This is a genomic window from Salipiger bermudensis (assembly GCF_019801965.1).
Taxonomy (GTDB): Bacteria; Pseudomonadota; Alphaproteobacteria; order Rhodobacterales; family Rhodobacteraceae; genus Salipiger; species Salipiger bermudensis_A.
The window spans coordinates 757,879-778,495 of the sequence record NZ_JAHVIA010000001.1 but is presented as its reverse complement, the minus strand read 5'-3'; the positions used below and the strand labels follow the sequence as shown (position 1 = coordinate 778,495).

Below are 20,617 nucleotides of genomic sequence, written 5' to 3'. Positions count from 1 at the left end.
CCGGGCTGTGGCTTTGAGAGGAGTACTCTCCAAATGAAACTCAGGTTTCTTTTTACGCCTTTGGGGTGTGTCTTGAAAAATTCATATCACATATTGGATTGATTCTGGAATTAAAATGTTTCCGCCTGTGGGTCAAATTCCGGGCGGACTTTCTATTCGAAGCAATCGTCGCGCCCGTCCCGCAGGATGGTGGCGGCGCCGTCACGGATCTGGGCCGCACGGCGTTGGACGAAGCTCGAGGGGTTCGAGGCCGAGCGGCCCTTGGGATCGGGCAGAATCGCCGCCAGCCGCGCCGCCTGCGTGGCGCTGAGCGCCTCTGGTCCGACTCCGAAATAGGTCTGTGCCGCGGCCTCGACGCCGAACACGCCCTCGTCGAACTCGGCCACGTTGAGATAGATCTCGAGGATGCGGCGCTTGGGCCAGAGCGCCTCGGCCACCGGCGTGATCATCGCCTCGAGCGCCTTGCGCGGCCAGCTTCGCCCCTGCCAGAGATAGACGTTCTTGACGGTCTGCTGCGAGATCGTCGAGGCGCCGCGGTTGCCACCTTCCTCGATGGCATCGCGGATCGCGCGCATGTCAAAACCCCAGTGGGTGCAGAAATTGGCGTCTTCCGCCGCCACGACCGAGCGCAGCATCACCGGCGCGATCTGTTCCGCATCGACCCATTCGCGGTCGACCGGCTGGCCCAGCCGCCGGCCCTCGGACCACATGGTGTAGGTGATCGGCGGATCGACGATGCGGTAGAGCGCCACAAGGCCGATGACCAGAAGAATCAGGAGGATCAGTGCCCGCACCGCGTTGCGCATCAGCCAGCGCACCGGGGCCAGCAGCGTGTCGACCACCCCCGCCGTCTTTCGCGGGGCTGACTCGCCGGTCTTCTTTGATTTGCTTGTCTTTGCTGCTCGCGCCATGCCCTTGGTCTACACGCGAGATTCCTTTCGGGGAAGTATCGTTCGCAAAAAGGGCCCGGCACGCCCGAACGTACCGGACCCAGACCGCCTCTGTGCGGCAAAGTCGGTCCTGTCACTCGTACCCGTACACCACGCTGTGCTCCGGAAGACCCGGAACAGGATCTGTTATCCCACGGCATTGCGACACGACTGGGGGGAGAATGAGGCCGCTGCGGGGCAGCGATTTTGTTAACACCTTGAAAACACGAAAGCGCCCGGGAAACCCCGGGCGCTTTTTGTTTCCGTGGCGGATCGGCTTACTCGGCCGGCACCGCGACGCTGTCCTCGATTCCCAGCGGGTGGGCGATCTTGTTGAGCATCTCCTTGGGGCAGACCTGCAGGAAGTTGCCCTTCTCGAGCTCCCAGTGCTGCAGGATGTCCTGCGCCTTGCGGCTCTTGGTCTCGGCGACGTGGCGCTCGATCAGATCCTTGAGCTCGGCTTCCCAGTGTTCCTGGGTGACCGGGCAGGTGACGAGGCTTTCCATGTTCATCATGTCCTGCGCCTTGCCCTCGGGATCGTAGAGATAGGCCATGCCGCCGGTCATGCCGGCACCGAAGTTGGCGCCGATCGGGCCGAGAATGACCGCGACACCGCCGGTCATGTATTCGCAGCCGTTGGAGCCGCAGCCCTCGACCACCACCTTGGCGCCCGAGTTGCGCACCGCGAAGCGCTCGCCGGCGCGGCCGGCGGCGAAGAGGTGGCCGTCGGTGGCACCGTAGAGCACGGTGTTGCCGATGATGGTGTTCTCTTCCGCCTTGAGCGGCGACATCATCGGCGGACGCACCACGATCAGACCGCCCGACAGGCCCTTGCCGACATAGTCGTTGGCATCGCCCGAGACCTCGATCTTGAGGCCCGGTGCCGCGAAGGCGCCCAGCGACTGGCCGGCGGAGCCGGTCAGCTTGACGTGCAGGTGATCGGGCTGCAGCGCGTTGCGCATGCCGAACTTCGACACGATGTGCGACGAGGTCCGGGTGCCCACCGTGCGGTGGGTGTTCTGCACCGCGTAGGAGAGCTGCATCTTCTCGCCATCCTCGAGGAAGCGGTGACCGTCGCGGACGATCTCGGCATCGAGCGTATCCGGCACGGCGTTGCGGTCCTTATAGCGGTCGTAGACGATGTCGTCGGCGCCATCGACGCGGATCAGCAGCGGGTTGAGGTCGAGATCGTCGAGATGCTCGGCGCCGCGCGAGACCTGGCGCAGCAGGTCGGCCCGGCCGATCACGTCGTTCAGGCTGCGTGCGCCGATGGAGGCGAGGATCTCGCGCACCTCGGTGGCGTAGAAGGTGATCAGGTTGACCACCTTGTCGGCATTGCCGGTGAACTTGCCACGCAGCTCCTCGTCCTGGGTGCAGACGCCCACCGGGCACGTGTTCGACTGGCACTGGCGGACCATGATGCAGCCCATGGCGATCAGCGCGGCGGTGCCGATGCCGAACTCCTCGGCGCCCATCATCGCGGCCATGACGATGTCACGGCCGGTGCGAAGGCCGCCATCGGTGCGCAGCGTGACGCGGTCACGCAGCTTGTTCATCGCCAGGACCTGGTGCGCCTCGGTGAGGCCCATCTCCCACGGCAGACCGGCATACTTGATCGAGGTCGCCGGCGACGCGCCGGTGCCGCCATTGTGGCCCGAGATCAGGATCACGTCGGCCTTGGCCTTCGCAACACCGGCGGCAATGGTGCCGACGCCCGAGGAAGCCACCAGCTTCACCGTCACCTTGCAGCGCGGGTTGATCTGCTTGAGGTCGTAGATCAGCTGCGCGAGGTCTTCGATCGAGTAGATGTCGTGGTGCGGCGGCGGCGAGATCAGCGTCACGCCCTTGGTCGAGTGACGCAGACGCGCGATCAGGTCGGTGACCTTCATGCCCGGAAGCTGGCCGCCCTCGCCGGGCTTGGCGCCCTGAGCGACCTTGATCTCGAGCTCTTCGCAATGGTTCAGGTACTCGGCGGTGACGCCGAAGCGGCCCGAGGCCACCTGCTTGATCTTGGCCGACGGGTTGTCGCCGTTGGGCTCGGGCACGAAGTGTGCCGGATCCTCGCCGCCTTCACCGGAATCCGACTTGGCGCCGATGCGGTTCATCGCGACGTTGAGGGTCTTGTGCGCCTCGGGCGACAGCGCGCCCAGCGACATGCCCGGGGTAACGAAGCGCTTGCGGATCGAGGTGATGCTCTCGACTTCCTCGATCGGGATCGCCTTGCCGAGCGGCTTCACGTCGAGCAGGTCGCGCAGGTGGATCGGCGGGTTGGCCCGCATCGCCTTGGAATAGGTCTTCCACAGCTCGTAGGAGGCCTTGTTGCAGGCGGCCTGCATGAGGTGCATGGTCTGCGCCCCCCAGGCATGGGTCTCGCCCGACTTGCGCGCCTTGTAGAAGCCGCCGATGGGCAGCACGTCGCGGCCGCCGCGGAAGGCGAGCTCGTGGATTTCCTCGGCCTTGGTCTGGATGCCATGCACGCCGATGCCCGAGATCCGGCTCAGCATGCCGGGGAAATACTCGGCGCACATGGCGCGCGACAGGCCCACGGCCTCGAAGTTGAGACCGCCGCGATAGGACGAGATCACCGAGATGCCCATCTTGGCCATGATCTTGAGCAGACCCTGGTCGATGGCCTCGCGGAAGCGCGCGACGTTCTCGGTCAGCGAGCCGTCGAGCAGGCCGCGGTCAATGCGGTCGGCCAGGCTGTCCTCGGCGAGGTAGGGGTTCACGATGGTCGCGCCGCAGCCCACGAGGACGGCGAAGTAATGCGGGTCGATGCACTCGGCCGAGCGGACGCCCAGCGAGCAGAAGGTGCGCAGGCCCTTCTTGGTCAGCCACGAATGCACCGCAGAGGTGGCGAGGATCATCGGCATCGCAACCTTGTCCTCGGACTGGTGCTGGTCGGTGAGCACGAGGTGCCCGCCGCCCGAACGCACCGCGTCCTCGGCTTCGTTGCGGATCCGAGCCAGCGCCTCGCGCAGCGCGCCCTCGCCGCCATCGGCGGGGAAGGTACAGTCGATCTCGATCATGCCGGCGTTGAAGTGCTCTTTCAGCGCCTCGAACTGGGCATTGCCGACAAACGGGCTCTCGAGCACGAGGATCTCGGTCTGGGCCGAGGATTCATCGAGCACGTTCTTGAGGTTGCCGAACCGCGTCTTGAGGCTCATGACGCGGAATTCGCGCAAGGAGTCGATCGGCGGGTTGGTGACCTGGCTGAAGTTCTGGCGGAAGAAATGGCTCAGCGGGCGGTACTTCTTGGAAAGCACGGCAGAGGGCGTGTCGTCGCCCATCGAGGCCAGCGCTTCCTTGCCGTCCTCGGCCATCGGCGACAGGATCTGCTCGAGCTCCTCGATCGAGTAGCCCGCGGCGATCTGGCGCTTGCGAAGCTCGGCGCCGGTGAAGACCGGCTTCTCGGTGACCTTGGAGAGCGGCTCGTCGAGATCAGTGATCTTGCCGACCCATTCGCCGAAGGGCTGCGAAGCCGCCAGGCGGTCCTTGATCTGGGTGTCGTGGTAGAGCTTGCCCTCTTCCATGTCGACGGCGATGAGCTGGCCCGGGCCAAGCGCGCCCTTCTCGCGGACGGTGCCCTCGTCGACGGGAACCATGCCCGCCTCGGAGCCCGCGATCAGCAGGTCATCGCCGGTCACCACGTAGCGCATCGGGCGCAGGCCGTTGCGGTCGAGACCGCCGCAGACCCAGCGGCCATCGGTCATCGCCAGGGCGGCGGGGCCGTCCCACGGCTCCATCACCGAGTTGACGTAGGAATACATGTCGCGCCACGCCTGCGGCAGCTCGACCGCCTGCTTGGACCACGATTCCGGGATCAGCATGGTCTTGGCCATCGGGGCGTTGCGCCCGGCGCGGACCAGCACCTCGAACACCGCGTCGAGGGCGGCGGAGTCCGATGCACCGCTGGCGATGATCGGCTTGATGTCCTCGGCCATGTCACCAAAGGTCGACGAGGCCATGCGGATCTCGTGGCTCTTCATCCAGTTGGTGTTGCCCTTCAGTGTGTTGATCTCGCCGTTATGGGCGAGCATGCGGAAGGGCTGGGCCAGCCACCACTGCGGGAAGGTGTTGGTGGAATAGCGCTGGTGGTAGATCGCGAAGGCGGACTCGAAGCGCTCGTCCTGCAGGTCGGGATAGAAATCCGCCACCTGCTCGGCAAGCATCATGCCCTTGTAGATGATCGAGCGGCAGGACAGCGAGGCAATGTAGAGCTCGTTGATGCCGGCCGCGGCGGCGGCCTTCTCGATACGGCGGCGGATGACATAGAGCTCGCGCTCGAAGGTCTCCTCGTCGACGCCCTTGGCGTTCGAGATCAGGATCTGCTCGATCTCGGGGCGCGTCGCGTTGGCCTTCTCGCCGAGGCAGTCCACGTTCACCGGAACGTGGCGCCAGCCGTAGATGTAGTGGCCCATGCGCAGGACCTCGGTCTCGACGATGGTCCGGCAGGTTTCCTGCGACCCGAAATTGGTGCGCGGCAGGAAGACCTGGCCCACGGCCATCAGCTCGCCCTTGCGCGGCGCGTGGCCGGTGCGGTCGATCTGGTCGTAGAAGAACGCGACGGGGATCTGCACGTGGATGCCGGCGCCATCGCCGGTCTTGCCGTCGGCGTCGACGGCGCCGCGGTGCCAGATCGCCTTCAGCGCGGTGATGCCTGCCTCAACAACCTTGCGCGACGGCTTGCCGTCGATGGACACCACGAGGCCCACGCCGCAGGACGAATGCTCATGCTCCTCGCGGAACATGGCGTTCTCTTCCATCCATTTGCGCTTGGCTTCCTCGGCGGCGGCCCAGTTCTGGTCGTAAGTGGTCATGGTCAAGCCTCCTTGATCAATGCTGCGGGTGATCGTGGCCGGCACCTTCGTGCCCCCCGGTCCCGCCGCCATATCCGCGCAGACGCGCGTAAGTCTCTTTCTGGTCGTCGCTCAGCAGCGGCGTCACCGCGAGATGCGCCGCAAGGTGCACCTCTCGCAGCCGCGATAGCGCCCCGGCCGAGCTTTGCAGCAGGGCGGCGAGCATATCGGGCTCGGTGTGGCCGGCGCGGAACATCTTTGTCAGATGCTCTTCGCTGGCGACGTATTCGGCGCCGGCGCTCATCGCCGCACGCTTCATGTCTTCAAAGATCGCCTGCACCGAGGCGGTCTGTTCGTCTGTCAGCTCCAGCTCCGCGGCCAGCTCCAGCACGTGGACCGGGCCGGGGTAGCCGTTGAGCTCGGCGGGCTTTGCCAATCCCCAGCCTTCGCCCGCGAGGATCGCGGCGATGTCGTCCTCGCTCAGCGATGCGATGTCGCGCGAGTCCTGCCCGGCATAGGGCTGGATCTCGGCCGCGGCGGGCGCGGCCAGCAGCGCGACGAGCGCGAGAGGGGGCAGGGCGCGGATCATGCGCCGTCCACCTGCACGCCGTACTTGGTCAGCGTCTCGGCGCGGGTCATGCGCGCGTGGTCGCCCTGCAGCGCCCAGCAATCGGGCTTCTGGTCGGAGAAGATCTCGCGCTCGAGCACCAGCCCGTCGGCATCGTCGAGCAGGCCGATGGTGATCTCGTAATCGCCGGCACCGTCGACGCCCTTGTCGTGGCGATACCAGAGCACCGAGCCGCAGGTGCCGCAGAATTCACGGCTGGCCCAGTCGGAGGAGCGGAAGGCGCGGATGCCGGACGCATCCTCGATCGCCATGTCGGCGACCGGCACGGTGACGGCGAACAGCGCCGAGCCGGCCCAGCGGCGGCACTGCTCGCAATGGCACACGCCGAAGCCGCCTAGCGACTTCGCCGTGAAGCGCACCGCGCCACACATGCATCCGCCTGTCCGTCCGGTCATCACCTTGTCCTCTGGCATGGCATGTCGGTCCATCCGACGCGCCGGCTTGCGGGGCGCGCCACGACGGCGCGCGCCCGGGATCACTCTGCCGCGACGGCGGCGGTCTTGTTGAAGTCCTGCAGCACGTGCTCGGCGCAATCGCGGCCGTCGCGGATCGCCCAGACCACGAGGCTGGCGCCGCGCACGATGTCGCCCACGGCATAGACGCCGGGCAGGGCGGTGCGGCCCGAGGTAAACTCGGCCTTGACGGTGCCCCAGCGGGTCACTTCCAGCTCGGGCGCGCCCCACAGCGTCGGCAACTCTTCAGGCTCGAAGCCGAGTGCCTTGATCACCAGATCGGCGGGCTCTTCATAGTCGGAGCCCTCGATCAGCTCGGGCGACTGGCGGCCGGACGCGTCGGGCAGGCCGAGGCGCATCTTCTGCACCAGAACGCCGCTCACCGGATCTCCCATGAAGCCTTTGGGCGCGGTCAGCCACTCGAACTGCACGCCCTCTTCCTCGGCGTTCTGGGTCTCGCGCTGCGAGCCGGGCATGTTGGCGCGGTCGCGGCGGTAGAGACACTTCACGCTTTCGGCGCCCTGGCGGATCGCGGTGCGGACGCAGTCCATCGCGGTGTCGCCGCCGCCGATCACAACGACCTTCTTGCCCTTGGCGTTGAGCTCGCCGCTCTCGTATTCCGGCACGCTGTCGCCGAAATTGGCGGTGCGGTTCGAGGCGGTGAGATAATCGATCGCCTTGACGATGCCCTTGGCGCCGGCGCCGGGGCCGCGCAGGTCGCGCGACTTGTAGACGCCGGTGGCGATGATCACCGCGTCATGCTGCTCGCGGATGTCCTCGAAGGACATGTCCTCGCCCACGGTGCAGTTCATCACGAAGCGGACGCCGCCATCCTCGAGCTGCTTCATGCGGCGCATGACGATTTCCTTCTCGAGCTTGAAGCCCGGGATGCCGTAGGTCAGCAGGCCGCCGCCACGGTCGTAGCGGTCGTAGACCGTCACCTGAACGCCGGCGCGGCGCAGCATGTCGGCGGCGGCGAGGCCGCCGGGGCCGGCACCGATGATGCCGACGCTCTCCTTGCGCTCCTGCGCCGGGGCGGCGGGCTTGACCCAGCCGTTCTCCCACGCGGTGTCGGTGATGTATTTCTCGACCGAGCCAATGGTCACGGTGCCGTGGCCCGACTGCTCGATGACGCAGTTGCCTTCGCAGAGACGGTCCTGCGGGCAGATGCGGCCGCAGATCTCGGGGAAGGTGTTGGTCGCCTGGCTGACCTCGTAGGCCTCCTCGAGGCGGCCGGTCGCGGTTAGGCGCAGCCAGTCGGGGATGTTGTTGTGCAGTGGGCAGTGCGACTGGCAATAGGGCACGCCGCATTGCGAGCAACGGCTCGCCTGCTCGGTCGCCTTGGCGTCGGCGAACTCGGCATAGATTTCATCGAAGTCCTTGTTCCGGACATCTGCCTCGCGTTTCTCGGGCATGTCCCGCTCGATCTTCACGAATTTGAGCATCGGCTGCTTCGCCATGTTCCTGGGTCTCCGAACAAGTCCTTGGGTCGGGCTTCAATACTGAAAGCTGGAATGAAAGAAAAGTCAGAAAGACTGACATATATTCGCTTTATTTTGCGTGCACGACTCGATCCACAGCATTCTATGATGAAAACTGGGTAACAAGCCGGACCTATTTGCCGCTTTTCCCCTTGAAACAAGGGCGTTATAGAAACGATGTGAGGCTAGCCGGAGGTTCCTGCCCATGCCAATGCTGCAGCTCATCCTGCTGGCCCTGATCCAGGGCATTACCGAGTTTCTGCCCATTTCCTCCTCAGGTCACCTGATTCTTCTGCCGAATCTGACCGGCATGGCTGACCAGGGGCAGGCGATCGACGTCGCCGTGCATGTCGGCACGCTGGCCGCCGTGGTGCTGTATTTCTGGCGCGACGTGCGTGTCGCGGCGCTGGGCACGGTCGACCTGCTCCGCGGACGGCGCGAGACGCCGGGGGCGCGGCTGGCCTTCGGGCTGATCATCGCCACGATCCCGGTGATCATCGCGGGGCTGTTGATGAAGATCACCGGGCTCGACGAGGCGCTGCGCTCGGTCGCCGTCATCGGCTGGACGATGCTCGGCTTCGGCATCGTGCTCTACTGGGCCGACCAGCGCGGGCCGGTGCACAAGGAGGAGCAGGATTGGGGGCCGATGGATGCGCTGAAGATGGGGCTCTGGCAGGCGGTGGCGCTGATCCCGGGCACCTCGCGCTCGGGCATCTGCATCACCGGCGGCCGCTTCCTCGGTTACAACCGGCACGATGCCGCCAAGATCGCGATGCTGATGTCGATCCCGACCATCCTCGCCTCTGGCGCGCTGTTGGGTCTCGAGGTCGCCTCGGAGGCCGATGCCAGCGTCGCCATCGACGGGCTCATCGGCGCGGTCTTCGCCTTCGGCGCGGCGCTGGCGGCGCTGACGCTGATGATGCGCCTGCTGCACTCGGTGAGCTTCACGCCCTACGTGATATATCGTGTCATCCTCGGCGCCGGTCTGCTGATCTACGCCTATAGCTGAGCAGTCTCTTTCCGGGAAAGAAGGTGGCCCCGGAGTTTGGGGAACTCCGGGGCCTTGAGATGCGCCGACTCGCGGACGGGAATTGACCGCTGGGGACAGGGGTGCCGACGCATGCGCGCGTTTTCAGGCAGCGAGCACACGCTTCGGAATCCTGCTAATTCAAGCGGCTCGGCCTTGGCAATGGTGCTGAAATACCGCTAGCGGAATCCCGCCGTTGGGGAATGCTGCACACGCGAATTCCCGCCTAGGTGAATCGGCCTGGGCGGTTACACGCGATGATAGGGGCTTCCGGCAAGGATCGAGGCGGCGCGGTAGAGCTGCTCCGCGATCATCACCCGCACGAGCATGTGCGGCCAGACCATCTGCCCGAAGGACAGCGCCATGTCGGCCTCGGCGCGCAGCGATGGGTCGATGCCGTCGGCGCCGCCGATGACGAAGGCGAGGTCTTGGGTGCCGGTGTCGCGCCAGCGGCCCAGCGTGTCGGCGAAATCGGGCGAGCTCATCAGCTTGCCGCGTTCGTCGAGGATGCAGAGCCGCGCGCCGGAGGGCAGGGCGCGGCGCAGCAGATCCGCCTCGGCGGCCATGCCGCCGCCCTTGCGGTCGTCGACCTCCACCACGCGCACCGGGCCAAGCCCGAGCGCGCGACCGGTGCGGTCGAATCTCTTCAGGTAATCGTCAACAAGATCGCGCTCGGGTCCGGCCCGAAGGCGCCCGACGACGCAAAGATGCACCCGCATGAGACCGTGTTCAGGTCACGGTCTGCGCGGTCTTGCCGAGCGGCATCCACATCTTTTCAAGCTGGTAGAACTCGCGGACCTCGGGGCGGAAGACGTGGACGATGACATCGCCCGTGTCGACCAGAACCCAGTCGCCGGTGTCCTGACCTTCGATTTTCGGCAGCACGCCAAGATCATGCTTGAGATCCTCGACGAGCTTCTCGGCGATCGAGACAACCTGGCGCGAGGACCGGCCCGAGCAGATCACCATGTGATCGCACACGGAGGTCTTGCCGCGCAGGTCGATCTGCACGACGTCTTCCGCCTTGTTGTCATCGAGGCTTTCGAGGATGCGGGCGAGAATCTGATCGCTCGTGACCTCGGATTGGGGCAGGCCGTTCATCGGTGCCCCCGGCTCTGCGGCACCGGCCGCATTCGCAGAAAGTGACAGGACATTGTCCTCCTTGGTTGCAAGCGCCGAAAGCCACCCCGGCGCCGGGCGTGCCTATAAGATAACATCGGAGTCGCAAAATCTCAATGATCGCAGGGCAGCGCACCGCTTAACGCCGGCGCCGCGGCGCTTCAACCCCGCATCATAGGCGCGTCGCGCGCCGTTATGCGCCCCATGGGATCCACACGGTCTTGACCTCGGTGGCGGCCTCGAGGAAGGCGTGGCCCTCGCCGTCGGCGCCCATCCAGTCGCGGTCCTGGGCGTAATTCACCCAAGAGCGCTTGAGGTTGCCGGCCGCGCCGCGCTCGATCTCGGTCGAGAGATCGCTGCCCGAGAAGCTCCAGACCGCCTCGATATCCATGTGGCTTGCCATGGTCGGCGCCAGCTCCGCATGGCTGCCGGTGAGGATGTTGACCACGCCGCCGGGCACATCGGAGGTCTCGAGCACCTGGTAGAATTCCGTGGCAGCGAGCGGGAAGGGCTCGGAGGCCACGAGAATCGCCCGGTTGCCCATCGCGATGGCCGGGGCCATCAGCGATACGAGCCCGAGCAGAGGGAAGGCGTCGGGGCAGAAGCCGCCGATCACGCCGCAGGGCGCGCGCATGGCCAGCGCCGCGCCGCGCAGCGGCACGTTGGCGATGCGGCCGTCGAACTTGTCGGCCCAGGCGGCGTAGGTGAAGAGCCGCTCGACCGATTTCTCGACCTCTTTCGCGCCGGTGCGGGCGCCGGTCATGCGGTCGATGGTGGCGGCAAACTCCTCGGCGCGGGCCGAGAGGTTCTCGCCGATATAGTAGATCACCTGCGCGCGATTGTGGGCGCTGGCCGAGGACCACGCCGCCGCCCCGCGCGCCGCCTCGACGGCGTTGCGGATGTCCTTGCGGTTGGCCAGCGGCGCCTGGCCGATGAGCTTGCCGCGCTTGTCGTTGACCGCGCGGGCATAGCCGCCATCGGGGCGCGCCTGCTTGCCGCCGATATAGAGCTTGGCGGTGCGGTCGACCGGCTGCGGCTCGGCCTCGTCGCCGTGGAACGGCGCGATGGGCTTGAGCGCCTTGGGCTTGCGGGTCTCGCGGGTGTAGGCCTGCAGGCCCTCCGGGCCGCCCTCGCGGCCAAAGCCGCTCTCGCGCAGCCCGCCGAAGGGGGCGGCGGCGTCGAACATGTTGGAGCCGTTGACCCAGACCACGCCGGCGGCGAGCTTGGGTGCGATGTCGAGCGCTGTGTTGATGTTCTCGGACCAGACGCTGGCGGCGAGGCCGTAGCGCGTGTTGTCGGCCATCTGCACCGCCTCGGAGGGGGTGCGGAAGGTGGCCGAGACCAGCACCGGGCCGAAGATCTCGTCCTGCATTAGCTTCGATGCCGGCGACAGGCCGGAAATCAGCGTCGGCGGGTAGTAGCAGCCCTCGGGGCAGGCGCCCGGCTGGAAGATCTCGCCGTCACTGCCCGAGACCATCGCGGCGATGCGGTCGCGCTGGACGGGGTCGACGATGGCGCCCACGTCGATGCACTTGTCGAGCGGGTTGCCGATGCGCAGCTTCTCCATCCGCGCCTTGAGCTTGGCGTGGAAGCGCTCGGCGATGCCCTCCTGCACCAGCAGGCGCGAGCCGGCGCAGCAGACCTGCCCGCCGTTGAACCAGATCGCATCCACCAGCCCCTCGACGGCGCTGTCGAGATCGGCGTCCTCGAAGACGATGTAGGGCGACTTGCCCCCCAGCTCGAGGGTCAGCGCCTTGCCGCTGCCGGCGGTGGCTTCGCGGATCTTTCGGCCCACTTCGGTGGAGCCGGTGAAGGCGATCTTGTCGACCTCGGAGGCCACGATCATCTCGCCCACGGCGCCATCGCCGGTGACGATGTTGACGACGCCCTTCGGCAGCCCCGCCTGACGGCAGATATCGGCAAAGAGCAGCGCGGTGAGCGAGGTCCATTCGGCGGGCTTCAGCACCACGGTGTTGCCCATCGCGAGCGCCGGGGCGACTTTCCAGGCCAGCATCAGCAGCGGGAAGTTCCACGGGATGATCTGGCCGCAGACGCCGAGCGCCTCGCGGCCCGGCATTTCGCTCTCCATCAGCTGGGCATGGCCAGCGTGGTGATAGAAGTAGCGGGCGACGAGCGGGATGTCGATGTCGCGGCTCTCGCGGATCGGCTTGCCGTTGTCGAGCGTCTCGAGCACCGCGAAGAGCCTAGCGTGCTTCTGCACGAGGCGCGCGATGGCGTAGAGGTGACGGGCGCGGCCCGGGCCGCCGAGCCGCTCCCATTTGCCTTGCGCCGCGCGGGCAGCAGAGACGGCGGCTTCGACATCGGCCTGGCTGGCCTGCGTCAGGCTTGCCAGCACCTCGCCGGTGGCCGGGTTGCAGCTCTCGAAGGTCTCGCCGGGGGCGGTGAAGGCACCATCGATGAACTGGCCGAAGCGGTCGCCCTGATCGACGAGCCAGTTGAGCGCCTCGACGGCGCTTTCGGGGGCGGGACCGTATTCCATGCTCTCGAAGATCTCTTTCACGCTCATGCCGGGGCTCCTTCCTCGAACGGATCTGGCCTCAAAGGGATATGGCCAGTGTTAGACCGTGTCCGCCGCGCGAGGGAAAGGAAAATCCCGCTCCCCGCGCGGCGCGCCGTGGCGTCAGTCAGCCGCCGCCGAGAAGGTCGCGCAGAACCTGCTGGATGAAGCTGTCGCGCTGGCGGCGCTGCTGGGTCGGGGCCTGCTGCTGTTGCCGCTGCTCCTCGACGATCTGCGGCGAGGGGCCTTCGGGCGCGATGGCCGGCAGCGGCTTGATCGGCAGCCCGTCATTCACCCGCACCATCGTCTCGCGCCAGATGTCGGCGGGAAGGCCGCCGCCGGTGACGCCGCTGAGCGGGGAGTTGTCATCGTTGCCCATCCAGACGCCGACGACGTAGTCGGCGGTGAATCCGATGAACCAGGCATCGCGGGCATCGTTGGAGGTGCCGGTCTTGCCCGCCGCGGGGCGGCCATCGGGCAGCAGCGCACGCCGTCCGGTGCCCTCGGTGATGACCTTCTCCATCATCCAGGTGAGTTGGCCCGCGGCCTCGGGCTGGATCACCCGTTCGCGGATGCCGCCGCCGGTGCCCATCAGGACCTCGTCCTCGCCCTTCAGGCGCAGCTCCTTGAGCCCGTAGGGGACAACCGCCGAGCCGCCGTTGAGGAAGCCGGAATAGGCGCCGGTCATTTCGAGCAGCGACGCCTCGGAGGTGCCGAGGGCCATGGCGGGGGTGTCGTTGAGCTCGGACTTGATGCCGAACTCGTTGGCCACCTTGTGCACCAGATCGCGGCCGACGCTCTCGGAGATCTTAATTGCCGGGATGTTGAGCGACTGCTTCAGCGCATCGGTGAGCGTCACCGTGCCCTTGTAGTTGCGGCTGTAGTTCTCGGGGCACCACTGGCCGGAGCCGGGGATGTTCATGCAGAACGGTTCGTCGATCACGGTGTCGTAGGGCGAGTAGCCGAGCTCGAGCGCGGTGGCGTAGATGAACGGCTTGAAGGAGGAACCGGTCTGGCGCTTGGCCTGGGTGGCGCGGTTGAACACGCCGGTGACGCCGGTCTTCTTGCCGCCGACCATGGCGCGCACCGCGCCGTCGGCCGACATCACCACGATCGCCGCCTGCACCACCGAGCCCGGCTTGGTGACCTTCTCGGAATAGACCGCGTTCATCGCCTCCTCGGCGGCGCGCTGCAGCTTGGGATCGAGCGTCGTCGCGATCACCACGTCCTCGGTGGTGTCGCGGGTGAAGAACTCCGGCCCGGTCGACATCACCCAGTCGGCGAAATAGCCGCCGAGCCGGCGCTGCGCCTCTTCCGAGAGCTGCGCCGGGTTGGCCTGCGCGCGCTGGGTCTGCTCGGCGCTGAGGAAGCCCTGCTCGTTCATCAGGCGCAGCACGGTGGCGGCGCGGGCCTGGGCGCGGTCGATGTCGTTGGTGGGCGAGAGCGAGGAGGGCGCGGTCAGCAGCCCGGCGATCATCGCAGATTCCTGCGCGTTGAGCTCGCCCGCGTGCTTGCTGAAATAGCGCTGCGCCGCGGCCTCGGCCCCGTAGGCGCCGCCGCCCATGTAGGCGCGGTTGAGATAGATCGAGAGGATCTCGTTCTTGGTATACTTGGCCTCCATGGCCATGGCGTAGAGCGCCTCGCGGCCCTTGCGGGCCAGGGTGGTGCGGCGGCAGTCGGAGATGTATTCGCCCTCGTTCTCCCATTCCTTGGCGTCGAAGGGCACGCCGAGGCAGAGCAGCTTGGCGGTCTGCTGGGTGATCGTCGAGCCGCCGTGGCCGGAGAGCGGGCCGCGCCCTTCCGACATGTTGATGCGCACGGCGCTGGCGATGCCGCGCGGCGAGATGCCGAAATGGCGGTAGAAGCGCTTGTCCTCGGTGGCGATGACGGCGTTCTTGAGATGCGGGCTGACGCTGTCGGCGGTCACCGCGCCGCCGAACTGGTCACCGCGCCAGGCGAAGATCTGGCCGTTGCGGTCCATCAGGGTGACCGAGCCGCGGGCGCGGCCGTCGAGCAGCTCTTCGACCGGGGGCAGCTGGGCATAGAAATAGCCCACGCCGATGGTGAGAAGCAGGGCGACCACCGCGGTGATGCGCCAGGTGATCTTCCAGATCAGGCCAAAGACCCAGCGGAAGATGCCGATGAAGAACGCGGCAATGGGGTTGCGCTTGCGCACGGGCTTGCGCCGCGGCGCCTTGCGGTTGGTCTTCTTCGGCTTGGATTTCTTGGGCGTTTGGCCGGCCTTCTCCTGGTAGCGTCGCTCCGCCACCAGCCGGCCCTTGCCCCGGCCTGAATCACTCATGTCGCTTGCCTGGGATGCTGCTCTTTTGCGGCAGGATAACGGCTTTGCCGCGCGATGTAGACCGCGAAACCGCCTGATTAATGACTTTTTGATGTGCATTAAAAATATGCAAACAGGCAAATTGCGCACTTTTCTTGTGCGCCAATGGGGAGTCCGTTGGGCGTTACAAGGGCGCTTTCTTCCAATGCGGGGCATCGGGCGGCTTTCTGCCCATGCATACCGCAGGCACCTGTCTGCAAAACTGAAAGGGACCAAGGTGAAACTGATCATTGCGACGATCAAGCCGTTCAAGCTCGAGGAGGTGCGCGAGGCGCTCACCGGTATCGGCGTGCGCGGCATGATGGTGACGGAAATCAAGGGCTTCGGCTCTCAGTCCGGCCACACCGAAATCTACCGCGGCGCAGAATATGCTGTGAACTTCGTGCCGAAGATCAAGCTGGAGATCGTGGTTGCCGCCTCCATGGCCGACCAGGTTGTCGAAACGATCACCAAGACGGCGCAGACCGGCAAGATCGGCGACGGCAAGATCTTCGTGCTGGACGTGGCGCAGGCAGTGCGGGTCCGCACCGGCGAAACCGACGCTGACGCGATCTGATCGCGGTTCGTTCGCAAAGATTACAAGGGACAACGGAACATGAAACTTCTCAAGACTCTCGCCCCGGCTGCCGCGCTGATCGCGCTGCCCACCCTGGGCCTGGCACAGGACGAGGGCCCCGCTCCGGGCGTCAACGCCTCGACCGACACCGTCTTCATCTTCAACTCGCTGCTCTTCCTCATCGGTGGTTTCCTGGTGATGTGGATGGCCGCAGGCTTTGCCATGCTGGAAGCCGGCCTGGTCCGCTCCAAGAACGTCGCCATGCAGTGCATGAAGAACGTCGCGCTGTTCTCGCTTGCCGCGATCTTCTACTACCTGATCGGCTACAACCTGATGTACCCGCTCGGCACCTGGGCCTCCGAGGGCATCATCTCCGGCGTCTGGGGCCCCGCGGTTCTTGAAGTCGTCGGCGTGACCGCAGAAGGCGCGGATGATTACTCCTACGCCTCGACCGGCTCGGACTTCTTCTTCCAGCTGATGTTCTGCGCCACCACCGCGTCGATCGTCTCGGGCACCCTGGCCGAGCGCATCAAGCTGTGGCCGTTCCTGATCTTCGTGATCGTGCTGACCTCGATCATCTACCCGCTGCAGGCTTCCTGGAAGTGGGGCGGCGGTTTCCTCGACGCAGCAGGCTTCCTCGACTTCGCCGGCTCGACCGTTGTGCACTCCGTGGGTGGCTGGGCCGCTCTGACCGGTGCCATCATCCTCGGCCCGCGTATCGGCAAGTTCAAAGACGGCACCGTGATCCCGATCCCGGGCTCCAACCTGACCCTCGCCACCCTCGGCACGTTCATCCTGTGGCTCGGCTGGTTCGGCTTCAACGGCGCATCGCAGCTCGCAATGGGCACCGTGGGTGACGTCGCAGACGTGTCGCGCATCTTCGCCAACACCAACACTGCCGCTGCCGGTGGCGCCATCGCCGCGCTGATCGTCAGCCAGGTGATGTTCAAGAAGCCCGACCTCACCATGGTCCTGAACGGCGCCCTCGCAGGCCTCGTCTCGATCACCGCAGAGCCGCTGACCCCGTCGCTGGGCGCAGCCACCATCATCGGTGCCATCGGCGGTATCATCGTGGTCTTCGCCATCCCGGCGATCGACAAGATGAAGATCGACGACGTCGTCGGCGCGATCCCGGTCCACCTGATCTGCGGCATCTGGGGCACCATCGCCGTGGTATTCACCAACGGTGACGCCTCGCTCGGCACGCAGCTCTACGGCATCGTTGTGGTCGGCATCTTCACCGTCGTCACCTCCGCGGTCGTGTGGTTCATCCTCAAGCTGGTCATGGGCATCCGTGTCTCGGAAGAGGAAGAAGTTGCGGGCCTCGACATGGGCGAGCTGGGCATGGAGGCCTACCCGGAATTCTCCAAAGGCTGATCTCCTCCTTCCTATCAGCCTTTCGTGACCAACTGCCCGGGCGTTCGCGCCCGGGTTTTTTGTTGCCTGATGGTCGGCGGAGGGCGGTGAAGCGAGCGCAGCCCGGATGCGGGCCGAAGCGGATGATCGGGAGATCGGGGTGGCGCCGCGCCTGCGCTTATCGACACGCCGGGTCCTGCCTCTTGTTCAGGCGAGGGGAGGGCCTCGGGGTCTTGGCAACGCAAAGGTCGCGCCTGCAGCCTGCGGGACGCCGGATCATGCCTCTTCATCGGGCAAGGGACGAGGCTCGGGATTTGGGGCCAGAGGCCGGGCGCCGGGCTCAGCCCTTGGTGCGGACCCGCTCGAAGCGCTGGCGGGCGATGTCTTCGTCGCGCTCGGCCTGACGGTCGGCGGCCAGCGCATCCTCGACATAGCTCAGATGCGCCTCGACGGCGGCGCGGGCGGCCTCGGCATCGCGCGCCTGCAGCGCCACGTTGATGGCACGGTGCTGGTCGAGCAGCGCCTCGCGGGTGGTGCGCTGCTTGAACATGACGGAGCGGTTGTAGAACACCCCCTCGCGCAGCAACTGGTACATCGAGCGCATCATGTGCAGCATCATGACGTTGTGGCTGGCCTCGATGATGGCGAGGTGGAAATCCGCATCCAGCCGCGCCTCGTCGGACGGGTTTCGCTTCTGATGCGCCGCTTCCATCTGGGCAAACAGCGCGTCGATCACCTTGAGATCGGTCTCGGTGCCCTGCAGGGCGGCACGCTCGGCGGCCAGCCCTTCCATGTCGCGGCGGAAGCTCAGGTAGTCAAACACCGCCTCGTCATGGCGGGCGAAGAGCTGCACCAGCGTGTCGGAGAAGGCCGAACCAAGCGCCTCGGTGACGAAGATCCCCGCCCCGGCCCGCGAGCTCAGCAGGCCGCGAGCCTGCAGATCGGCCACCGCCTCGCGCAGCGACGGGCGCGACACGCCCAGCCGCTCCGACAGTTCCCTCTCTGCCGGCAACCGCTCGCCGGGGCGCAGGATGCCGCGCAGGATCAGTTCCTCGATCTGGCGCACCACCGCGGCGGCGAGCTTCTCTGAATGCACGGGGCGGAAGGGCATGAGAGGGATCCGATCTTGCGTGAATTGGTCAGATCATATGACCGGGCGAACATCCGACGCAAGGCAAGCGGCGCGATCCGGGACGAAGGTCGCGGCGCTTTCGCCTACCAGCGGTCGAGCGCGGCCTCGTCCTCGTCCTTGGCCGCGACCCAGGATTGGTCGCCGCCGGCGCTTTCCTTCTTCCAGAAAGGGGCGCGGGATTTGAGGTAGTCCATCAGGTATTCCGCCGCCTCGAAGGCGTGCTGGCGATGCGCCGAGGCGGTGGCGACCATCATGATGCGGTCGCCCGCCGCCATCTTGCCGTAGCGGTGGATGACCAGCACCTCGCCCAGCGACCAGCGCGCCTGCGCCTCGCTGGCGATCTCGGTCAGCGCCTTCTCGGTCATACCGGGGTAGTGCTCGATCTCCATGCCCTCGAGCCCGCCGGCCACGTCGCGCACCACGCCGGTGAAGGTCACCACCGCGCCAAGATCGGTGCGCCCGGCGGCAAAGCGCTCGGCCTCGGCGCCGAAATCGAACGGCGCCTCCTGCACCACGACGCGAAGCCCGCTCCGAAGCCCGCCCTGATCCGACATCGCCCGGCCCTCCCTCAGCCGCCGGTCATCGGCGGGAAGAAGGCCACCTCGCGGGCACCGGCGAGCGGCGCGTCGAAATCCGTGAGCTCCTGGTCGACCGCGACGCGCAGCGCCGAAAGATCGGCAAAGGCCGCCTCGTAGCGCTCTTCGCGCGCCTTCAGCTCCTCGACCAGCGCCGCCACGGTGGCGGCCGAGGTCTCGATCTTCTCCTTGGGCAGCCCGATGCGCTCGCGCACCCAGGCGAAATATAGCACGTCGATCATGTGTCGTCCTTCAGGTGCGGCCAGGCCTTCACGAAGTAATCCCAGCCGGTGATCAGCGTCAGCGAGGCGGCGATCCATAGCAGCGTCAGGCCGAGATAGCCTGCCCAGAGCATGCCCTGCTCCTTCCAGGCCAGACCGTGGATGTCCTCGGCCTCGCGGCTGAGGATGGCGCTGACCTGCTCCGGCGGCACGCCCTCGACGCTGACCGCGAGGTAGTGCTCGAACACGCCCTGCGCGAACAGCACAGCGATGGCGACCATCTGGAAGGTGGTCTTCCACTTCGCCAGCTTGGTGACCTTCAGTGTGCCGGCGGTGTCGCCGAGGAACTCGCGCAGTCCGCTGACAAAGACCTCGCGGAAGAGGATGAAGGTCGCCGGCAGCACCAGCCAGGGCGACATCGAGGAATAGCCCACGATGACCATCAGCGCGATCACCACCATCGCCTTGTCGGCAATCGGGTCGAGCATCGCGCCGAGCTTCGATTCGAGGCTCCATGTCCGCGCGATATAACCGTCGAACCAGTCGGTTACGGCGGCGCTGATGAACAGCAGCAGCGCGAACCAATCCGCCAGCGGACGGGAGAAATACAGGAACATCACCGCCACGCCGGGAGCGGCGAGCAGGCGGAGGGCGGTGAGGGTGTTGGGCAGGGTCCAGCGCATGGACGATACGTAGCGCCCTTTTCCGGGCGAGGAAAGGGAGCCGCGCGCGACAGTTCAGCCTGATTGTCGCGCCAGCCGGTCGAGGAACAGGCCGCGCGCCGCCGGCAGCGGCCGGTCGCCGAGCGCCGGGGCCAGCCGATTTTCGAGGAAATGCCCGGTGGTGCGCAGCGCGTCGAGGATCTCGGCGTCGGGCGCGGTGCCGCGGCCAAGCATCACCGGCGGCAGCGGCAAGAGCCGCGCCACCCAGTCGCCGGCGCCGAAGGCCGACACCGCGCGGCCGGTGCGCGGCGAGACATAGTCGAGCGGCTCGTTGGTGCCGGTCACCGCGCAGGCGGAAAGATCGAGGCCGAAGCCCATCTCGTCGAGCAGCGCCATCTCCCAGCGCATGTAGGCCAGCGGCCAGAGGTCGGGCTCGCCCAGCAGGTCGAGCAACTGCTCGGTCCGGGCATAGAGCGCCGGGTGTGCCTCGCGCTCGGGCAGGCAGAACGACAGCAGCGCCACCACCGCGTTGAGCCCCGCCAGCGCCAGCCGGTCCGACATCGCGCTGGCGGCGCGCGAGCGCTGCGGCTCGACGGTCCAGGCGCCCATGTGATCCTCGAGCCGCGCGCGCCAGGTCAGGTCGAGCTGGGCGCCGGGCTGAAGCGAGGGCGCGATCTTGCGCGAGGTGCCGCCGCGCAGCACGCCCATGTGGCGGCCATGCTCGGCGGTGAAGACCTCGAGAATCGCCGAGGTCTCGCCATGCCTGCGGGCCGAGAGAAGAATGCCAGTGTCGCGCCAGTCCATGTGGGCGACTATCCTTC

Annotated in this window: 17 protein-coding genes; 3 read left to right on the top strand and 14 right to left on the bottom strand. The window is 66.6% G+C overall.

Going from position 1 to position 20,617, the window contains the following annotated elements; translation table 11 throughout:
• Window positions 1-152: 152 nt before the first annotated feature.
• From mtgA to KUV62_RS03765, 5 genes are all read right to left on the bottom strand, one after another.
• Window positions 153-911 carry a monofunctional biosynthetic peptidoglycan transglycosylase gene (mtgA, locus tag KUV62_RS03785; protein WP_222602328.1) on the bottom strand — a complete coding sequence of 253 codons (759 nt, stop codon included), beginning with the start codon at window positions 909-911 and terminating at the stop codon, window positions 153-155.
• A gap of 296 nt (window positions 912-1,207) precedes the next feature.
• On the bottom strand, window positions 1,208-5,749 hold the full coding sequence (gene gltB, locus KUV62_RS03780; RefSeq protein ID WP_222602327.1) for a glutamate synthase large subunit: 4,542 nt from the start codon (window positions 5,747-5,749) through the stop codon (window positions 1,208-1,210).
• Between the two features lie 16 nt (window positions 5,750-5,765).
• Window positions 5,766-6,317, bottom strand: coding sequence for a Spy/CpxP family protein refolding chaperone (locus KUV62_RS03775; protein WP_222602326.1), 552 nt, complete (start codon window positions 6,315-6,317; stop codon window positions 5,766-5,768).
• Window positions 6,314-6,751, bottom strand: a complete 438-nt coding sequence (locus tag KUV62_RS03770; protein ID WP_315901558.1) for a GFA family protein — start codon at window positions 6,749-6,751, stop codon at window positions 6,314-6,316. The genes KUV62_RS03775 and KUV62_RS03770 overlap by 4 nt, the downstream gene beginning before the upstream one ends.
• Before the next feature lie 80 nt (window positions 6,752-6,831).
• Complete coding sequence (locus tag KUV62_RS03765; protein ID WP_222602325.1) at window positions 6,832-8,268, bottom strand: NAD(P)-dependent oxidoreductase; 1,437 nt, start codon at window positions 8,266-8,268, stop codon at window positions 6,832-6,834.
• 226 nt (window positions 8,269-8,494) lie between these two features.
• Between KUV62_RS03765 and KUV62_RS03760 the strand changes: the two genes are divergently transcribed.
• Complete coding sequence (locus KUV62_RS03760) at window positions 8,495-9,298, top strand: undecaprenyl-diphosphate phosphatase (protein ID WP_222602324.1); 804 nt, start codon at window positions 8,495-8,497, stop codon at window positions 9,296-9,298.
• Between the two features lie 266 nt (window positions 9,299-9,564).
• Here the strand turns inward: KUV62_RS03760 and rlmH are convergent, their stop codons facing one another.
• The 4 genes from rlmH to KUV62_RS03740 all read right to left on the bottom strand — a co-directional run bounded on the left by rlmH (window position 9,565) and on the right by KUV62_RS03740 (window position 15,255).
• On the bottom strand, window positions 9,565-10,035 hold the full coding sequence (gene rlmH, locus KUV62_RS03755) for a 23S rRNA (pseudouridine(1915)-N(3))-methyltransferase RlmH (protein ID WP_222602323.1): 471 nt from the start codon (window positions 10,033-10,035) through the stop codon (window positions 9,565-9,567).
• A gap of 10 nt (window positions 10,036-10,045) precedes the next feature.
• Window positions 10,046-10,417, bottom strand: a complete 372-nt coding sequence (gene rsfS / locus KUV62_RS03750; RefSeq protein WP_222602322.1) for a ribosome silencing factor — start codon at window positions 10,415-10,417, stop codon at window positions 10,046-10,048.
• A gap of 211 nt (window positions 10,418-10,628) precedes the next feature.
• Window positions 10,629-12,962: an aldehyde dehydrogenase family protein gene (locus KUV62_RS03745; RefSeq protein ID WP_222602321.1), complete on the bottom strand. Its 2,334-nt coding sequence runs from the start codon at window positions 12,960-12,962 to the stop codon at window positions 10,629-10,631.
• Window positions 12,963-13,080: 118 nt separating this feature from the next.
• Window positions 13,081-15,255 carry a transglycosylase domain-containing protein gene (locus tag KUV62_RS03740; protein WP_222602320.1) on the bottom strand — a complete coding sequence of 725 codons (2,175 nt, stop codon included), beginning with the start codon at window positions 15,253-15,255 and terminating at the stop codon, window positions 13,081-13,083.
• Window positions 15,256-15,511: 256 nt separating this feature from the next.
• Between KUV62_RS03740 and KUV62_RS03735 the strand changes: the two genes are divergently transcribed.
• Both KUV62_RS03735 and KUV62_RS03730 read left to right on the top strand, forming a co-directional pair.
• Window positions 15,512-15,850, top strand: coding sequence for a P-II family nitrogen regulator (locus KUV62_RS03735; protein WP_007794645.1), 339 nt, complete (start codon window positions 15,512-15,514; stop codon window positions 15,848-15,850).
• A gap of 39 nt (window positions 15,851-15,889) precedes the next feature.
• Window positions 15,890-17,227 (top strand): ammonium transporter, encoded by a 1,338-nt coding sequence (locus KUV62_RS03730; RefSeq protein WP_222602319.1) that lies wholly within the window; start codon window positions 15,890-15,892, stop codon window positions 17,225-17,227.
• A gap of 319 nt (window positions 17,228-17,546) precedes the next feature.
• On the opposite strand, the gene KUV62_RS03725 is transcribed toward KUV62_RS03730, so the two are convergent.
• The 5 genes from KUV62_RS03725 to recO all read right to left on the bottom strand — a co-directional run bounded on the left by KUV62_RS03725 (window position 17,547) and on the right by recO (window position 20,600).
• Window positions 17,547-18,317 (bottom strand): FCD domain-containing protein, encoded by a 771-nt coding sequence (locus KUV62_RS03725; protein WP_222602318.1) that lies wholly within the window; start codon window positions 18,315-18,317, stop codon window positions 17,547-17,549.
• 104 nt (window positions 18,318-18,421) lie between these two features.
• Complete coding sequence (locus KUV62_RS03720; protein ID WP_222602317.1) at window positions 18,422-18,892, bottom strand: molybdenum cofactor biosynthesis protein MoaE; 471 nt, start codon at window positions 18,890-18,892, stop codon at window positions 18,422-18,424.
• A 14-nt stretch (window positions 18,893-18,906) separates the two neighbouring features.
• Window positions 18,907-19,155 carry a molybdopterin converting factor subunit 1 gene (gene moaD, locus KUV62_RS03715; RefSeq protein ID WP_207077052.1) on the bottom strand — a complete coding sequence of 83 codons (249 nt, stop codon included), beginning with the start codon at window positions 19,153-19,155 and terminating at the stop codon, window positions 18,907-18,909.
• Window positions 19,152-19,817 (bottom strand): CDP-diacylglycerol--glycerol-3-phosphate 3-phosphatidyltransferase, encoded by a 666-nt coding sequence (gene pgsA, locus KUV62_RS03710; protein WP_222602316.1) that lies wholly within the window; start codon window positions 19,815-19,817, stop codon window positions 19,152-19,154. The genes moaD and pgsA overlap by 4 nt, the downstream gene beginning before the upstream one ends.
• Before the next feature lie 54 nt (window positions 19,818-19,871).
• Window positions 19,872-20,600, bottom strand: a complete 729-nt coding sequence (gene recO, locus KUV62_RS03705; RefSeq protein WP_222602315.1) for a DNA repair protein RecO — start codon at window positions 20,598-20,600, stop codon at window positions 19,872-19,874.
• Window positions 20,601-20,617: the final 17 nt, after the last annotated feature.

Bases quoted from the DNA above. Each gene is read 5' to 3' on its own strand.
- mtgA (WP_222602328.1), bottom strand. From the start codon at position 911: ATGGCGCGAGCAGCAAAGACAAGCAAATCAAAGAAGACCGGCGAGTCA.
- gltB (WP_222602327.1), bottom strand. From the start codon at position 5,749: ATGACCACTTACGACCAGAACTGGGCCGCCGCCGAGGAAGCCAAGCGC.
- KUV62_RS03775 (WP_222602326.1), bottom strand. From the start codon at position 6,317: ATGATCCGCGCCCTGCCCCCTCTCGCGCTCGTCGCGCTGCTGGCCGCG.
- KUV62_RS03770 (WP_315901558.1), bottom strand. From the start codon at position 6,751: ATGACCGGACGGACAGGCGGATGCATGTGTGGCGCGGTGCGCTTCACG.
- KUV62_RS03765 (WP_222602325.1), bottom strand. From the start codon at position 8,268: ATGGCGAAGCAGCCGATGCTCAAATTCGTGAAGATCGAGCGGGACATG.
- KUV62_RS03760 (WP_222602324.1), top strand. From the start codon at position 8,495: ATGCCAATGCTGCAGCTCATCCTGCTGGCCCTGATCCAGGGCATTACC.
- rlmH (WP_222602323.1), bottom strand. From the start codon at position 10,035: ATGCGGGTGCATCTTTGCGTCGTCGGGCGCCTTCGGGCCGGACCCGAG.
- rsfS (WP_222602322.1), bottom strand. From the start codon at position 10,417: ATGAACGGCCTGCCCCAATCCGAGGTCACGAGCGATCAGATTCTCGCC.
- KUV62_RS03745 (WP_222602321.1), bottom strand. From the start codon at position 12,962: ATGAGCGTGAAAGAGATCTTCGAGAGCATGGAATACGGTCCCGCCCCC.
- KUV62_RS03740 (WP_222602320.1), bottom strand. From the start codon at position 15,255: ATGAGTGATTCAGGCCGGGGCAAGGGCCGGCTGGTGGCGGAGCGACGC.
- KUV62_RS03730 (WP_222602319.1), top strand. From the start codon at position 15,890: ATGAAACTTCTCAAGACTCTCGCCCCGGCTGCCGCGCTGATCGCGCTG.
- KUV62_RS03725 (WP_222602318.1), bottom strand. From the start codon at position 18,317: ATGCCCTTCCGCCCCGTGCATTCAGAGAAGCTCGCCGCCGCGGTGGTG.
- KUV62_RS03720 (WP_222602317.1), bottom strand. From the start codon at position 18,892: ATGTCGGATCAGGGCGGGCTTCGGAGCGGGCTTCGCGTCGTGGTGCAG.
- moaD (WP_207077052.1), bottom strand. From the start codon at position 19,155: ATGATCGACGTGCTATATTTCGCCTGGGTGCGCGAGCGCATCGGGCTG.
- pgsA (WP_222602316.1), bottom strand. From the start codon at position 19,817: ATGCGCTGGACCCTGCCCAACACCCTCACCGCCCTCCGCCTGCTCGCC.
- recO (WP_222602315.1), bottom strand. From the start codon at position 20,600: ATGGACTGGCGCGACACTGGCATTCTTCTCTCGGCCCGCAGGCATGGC.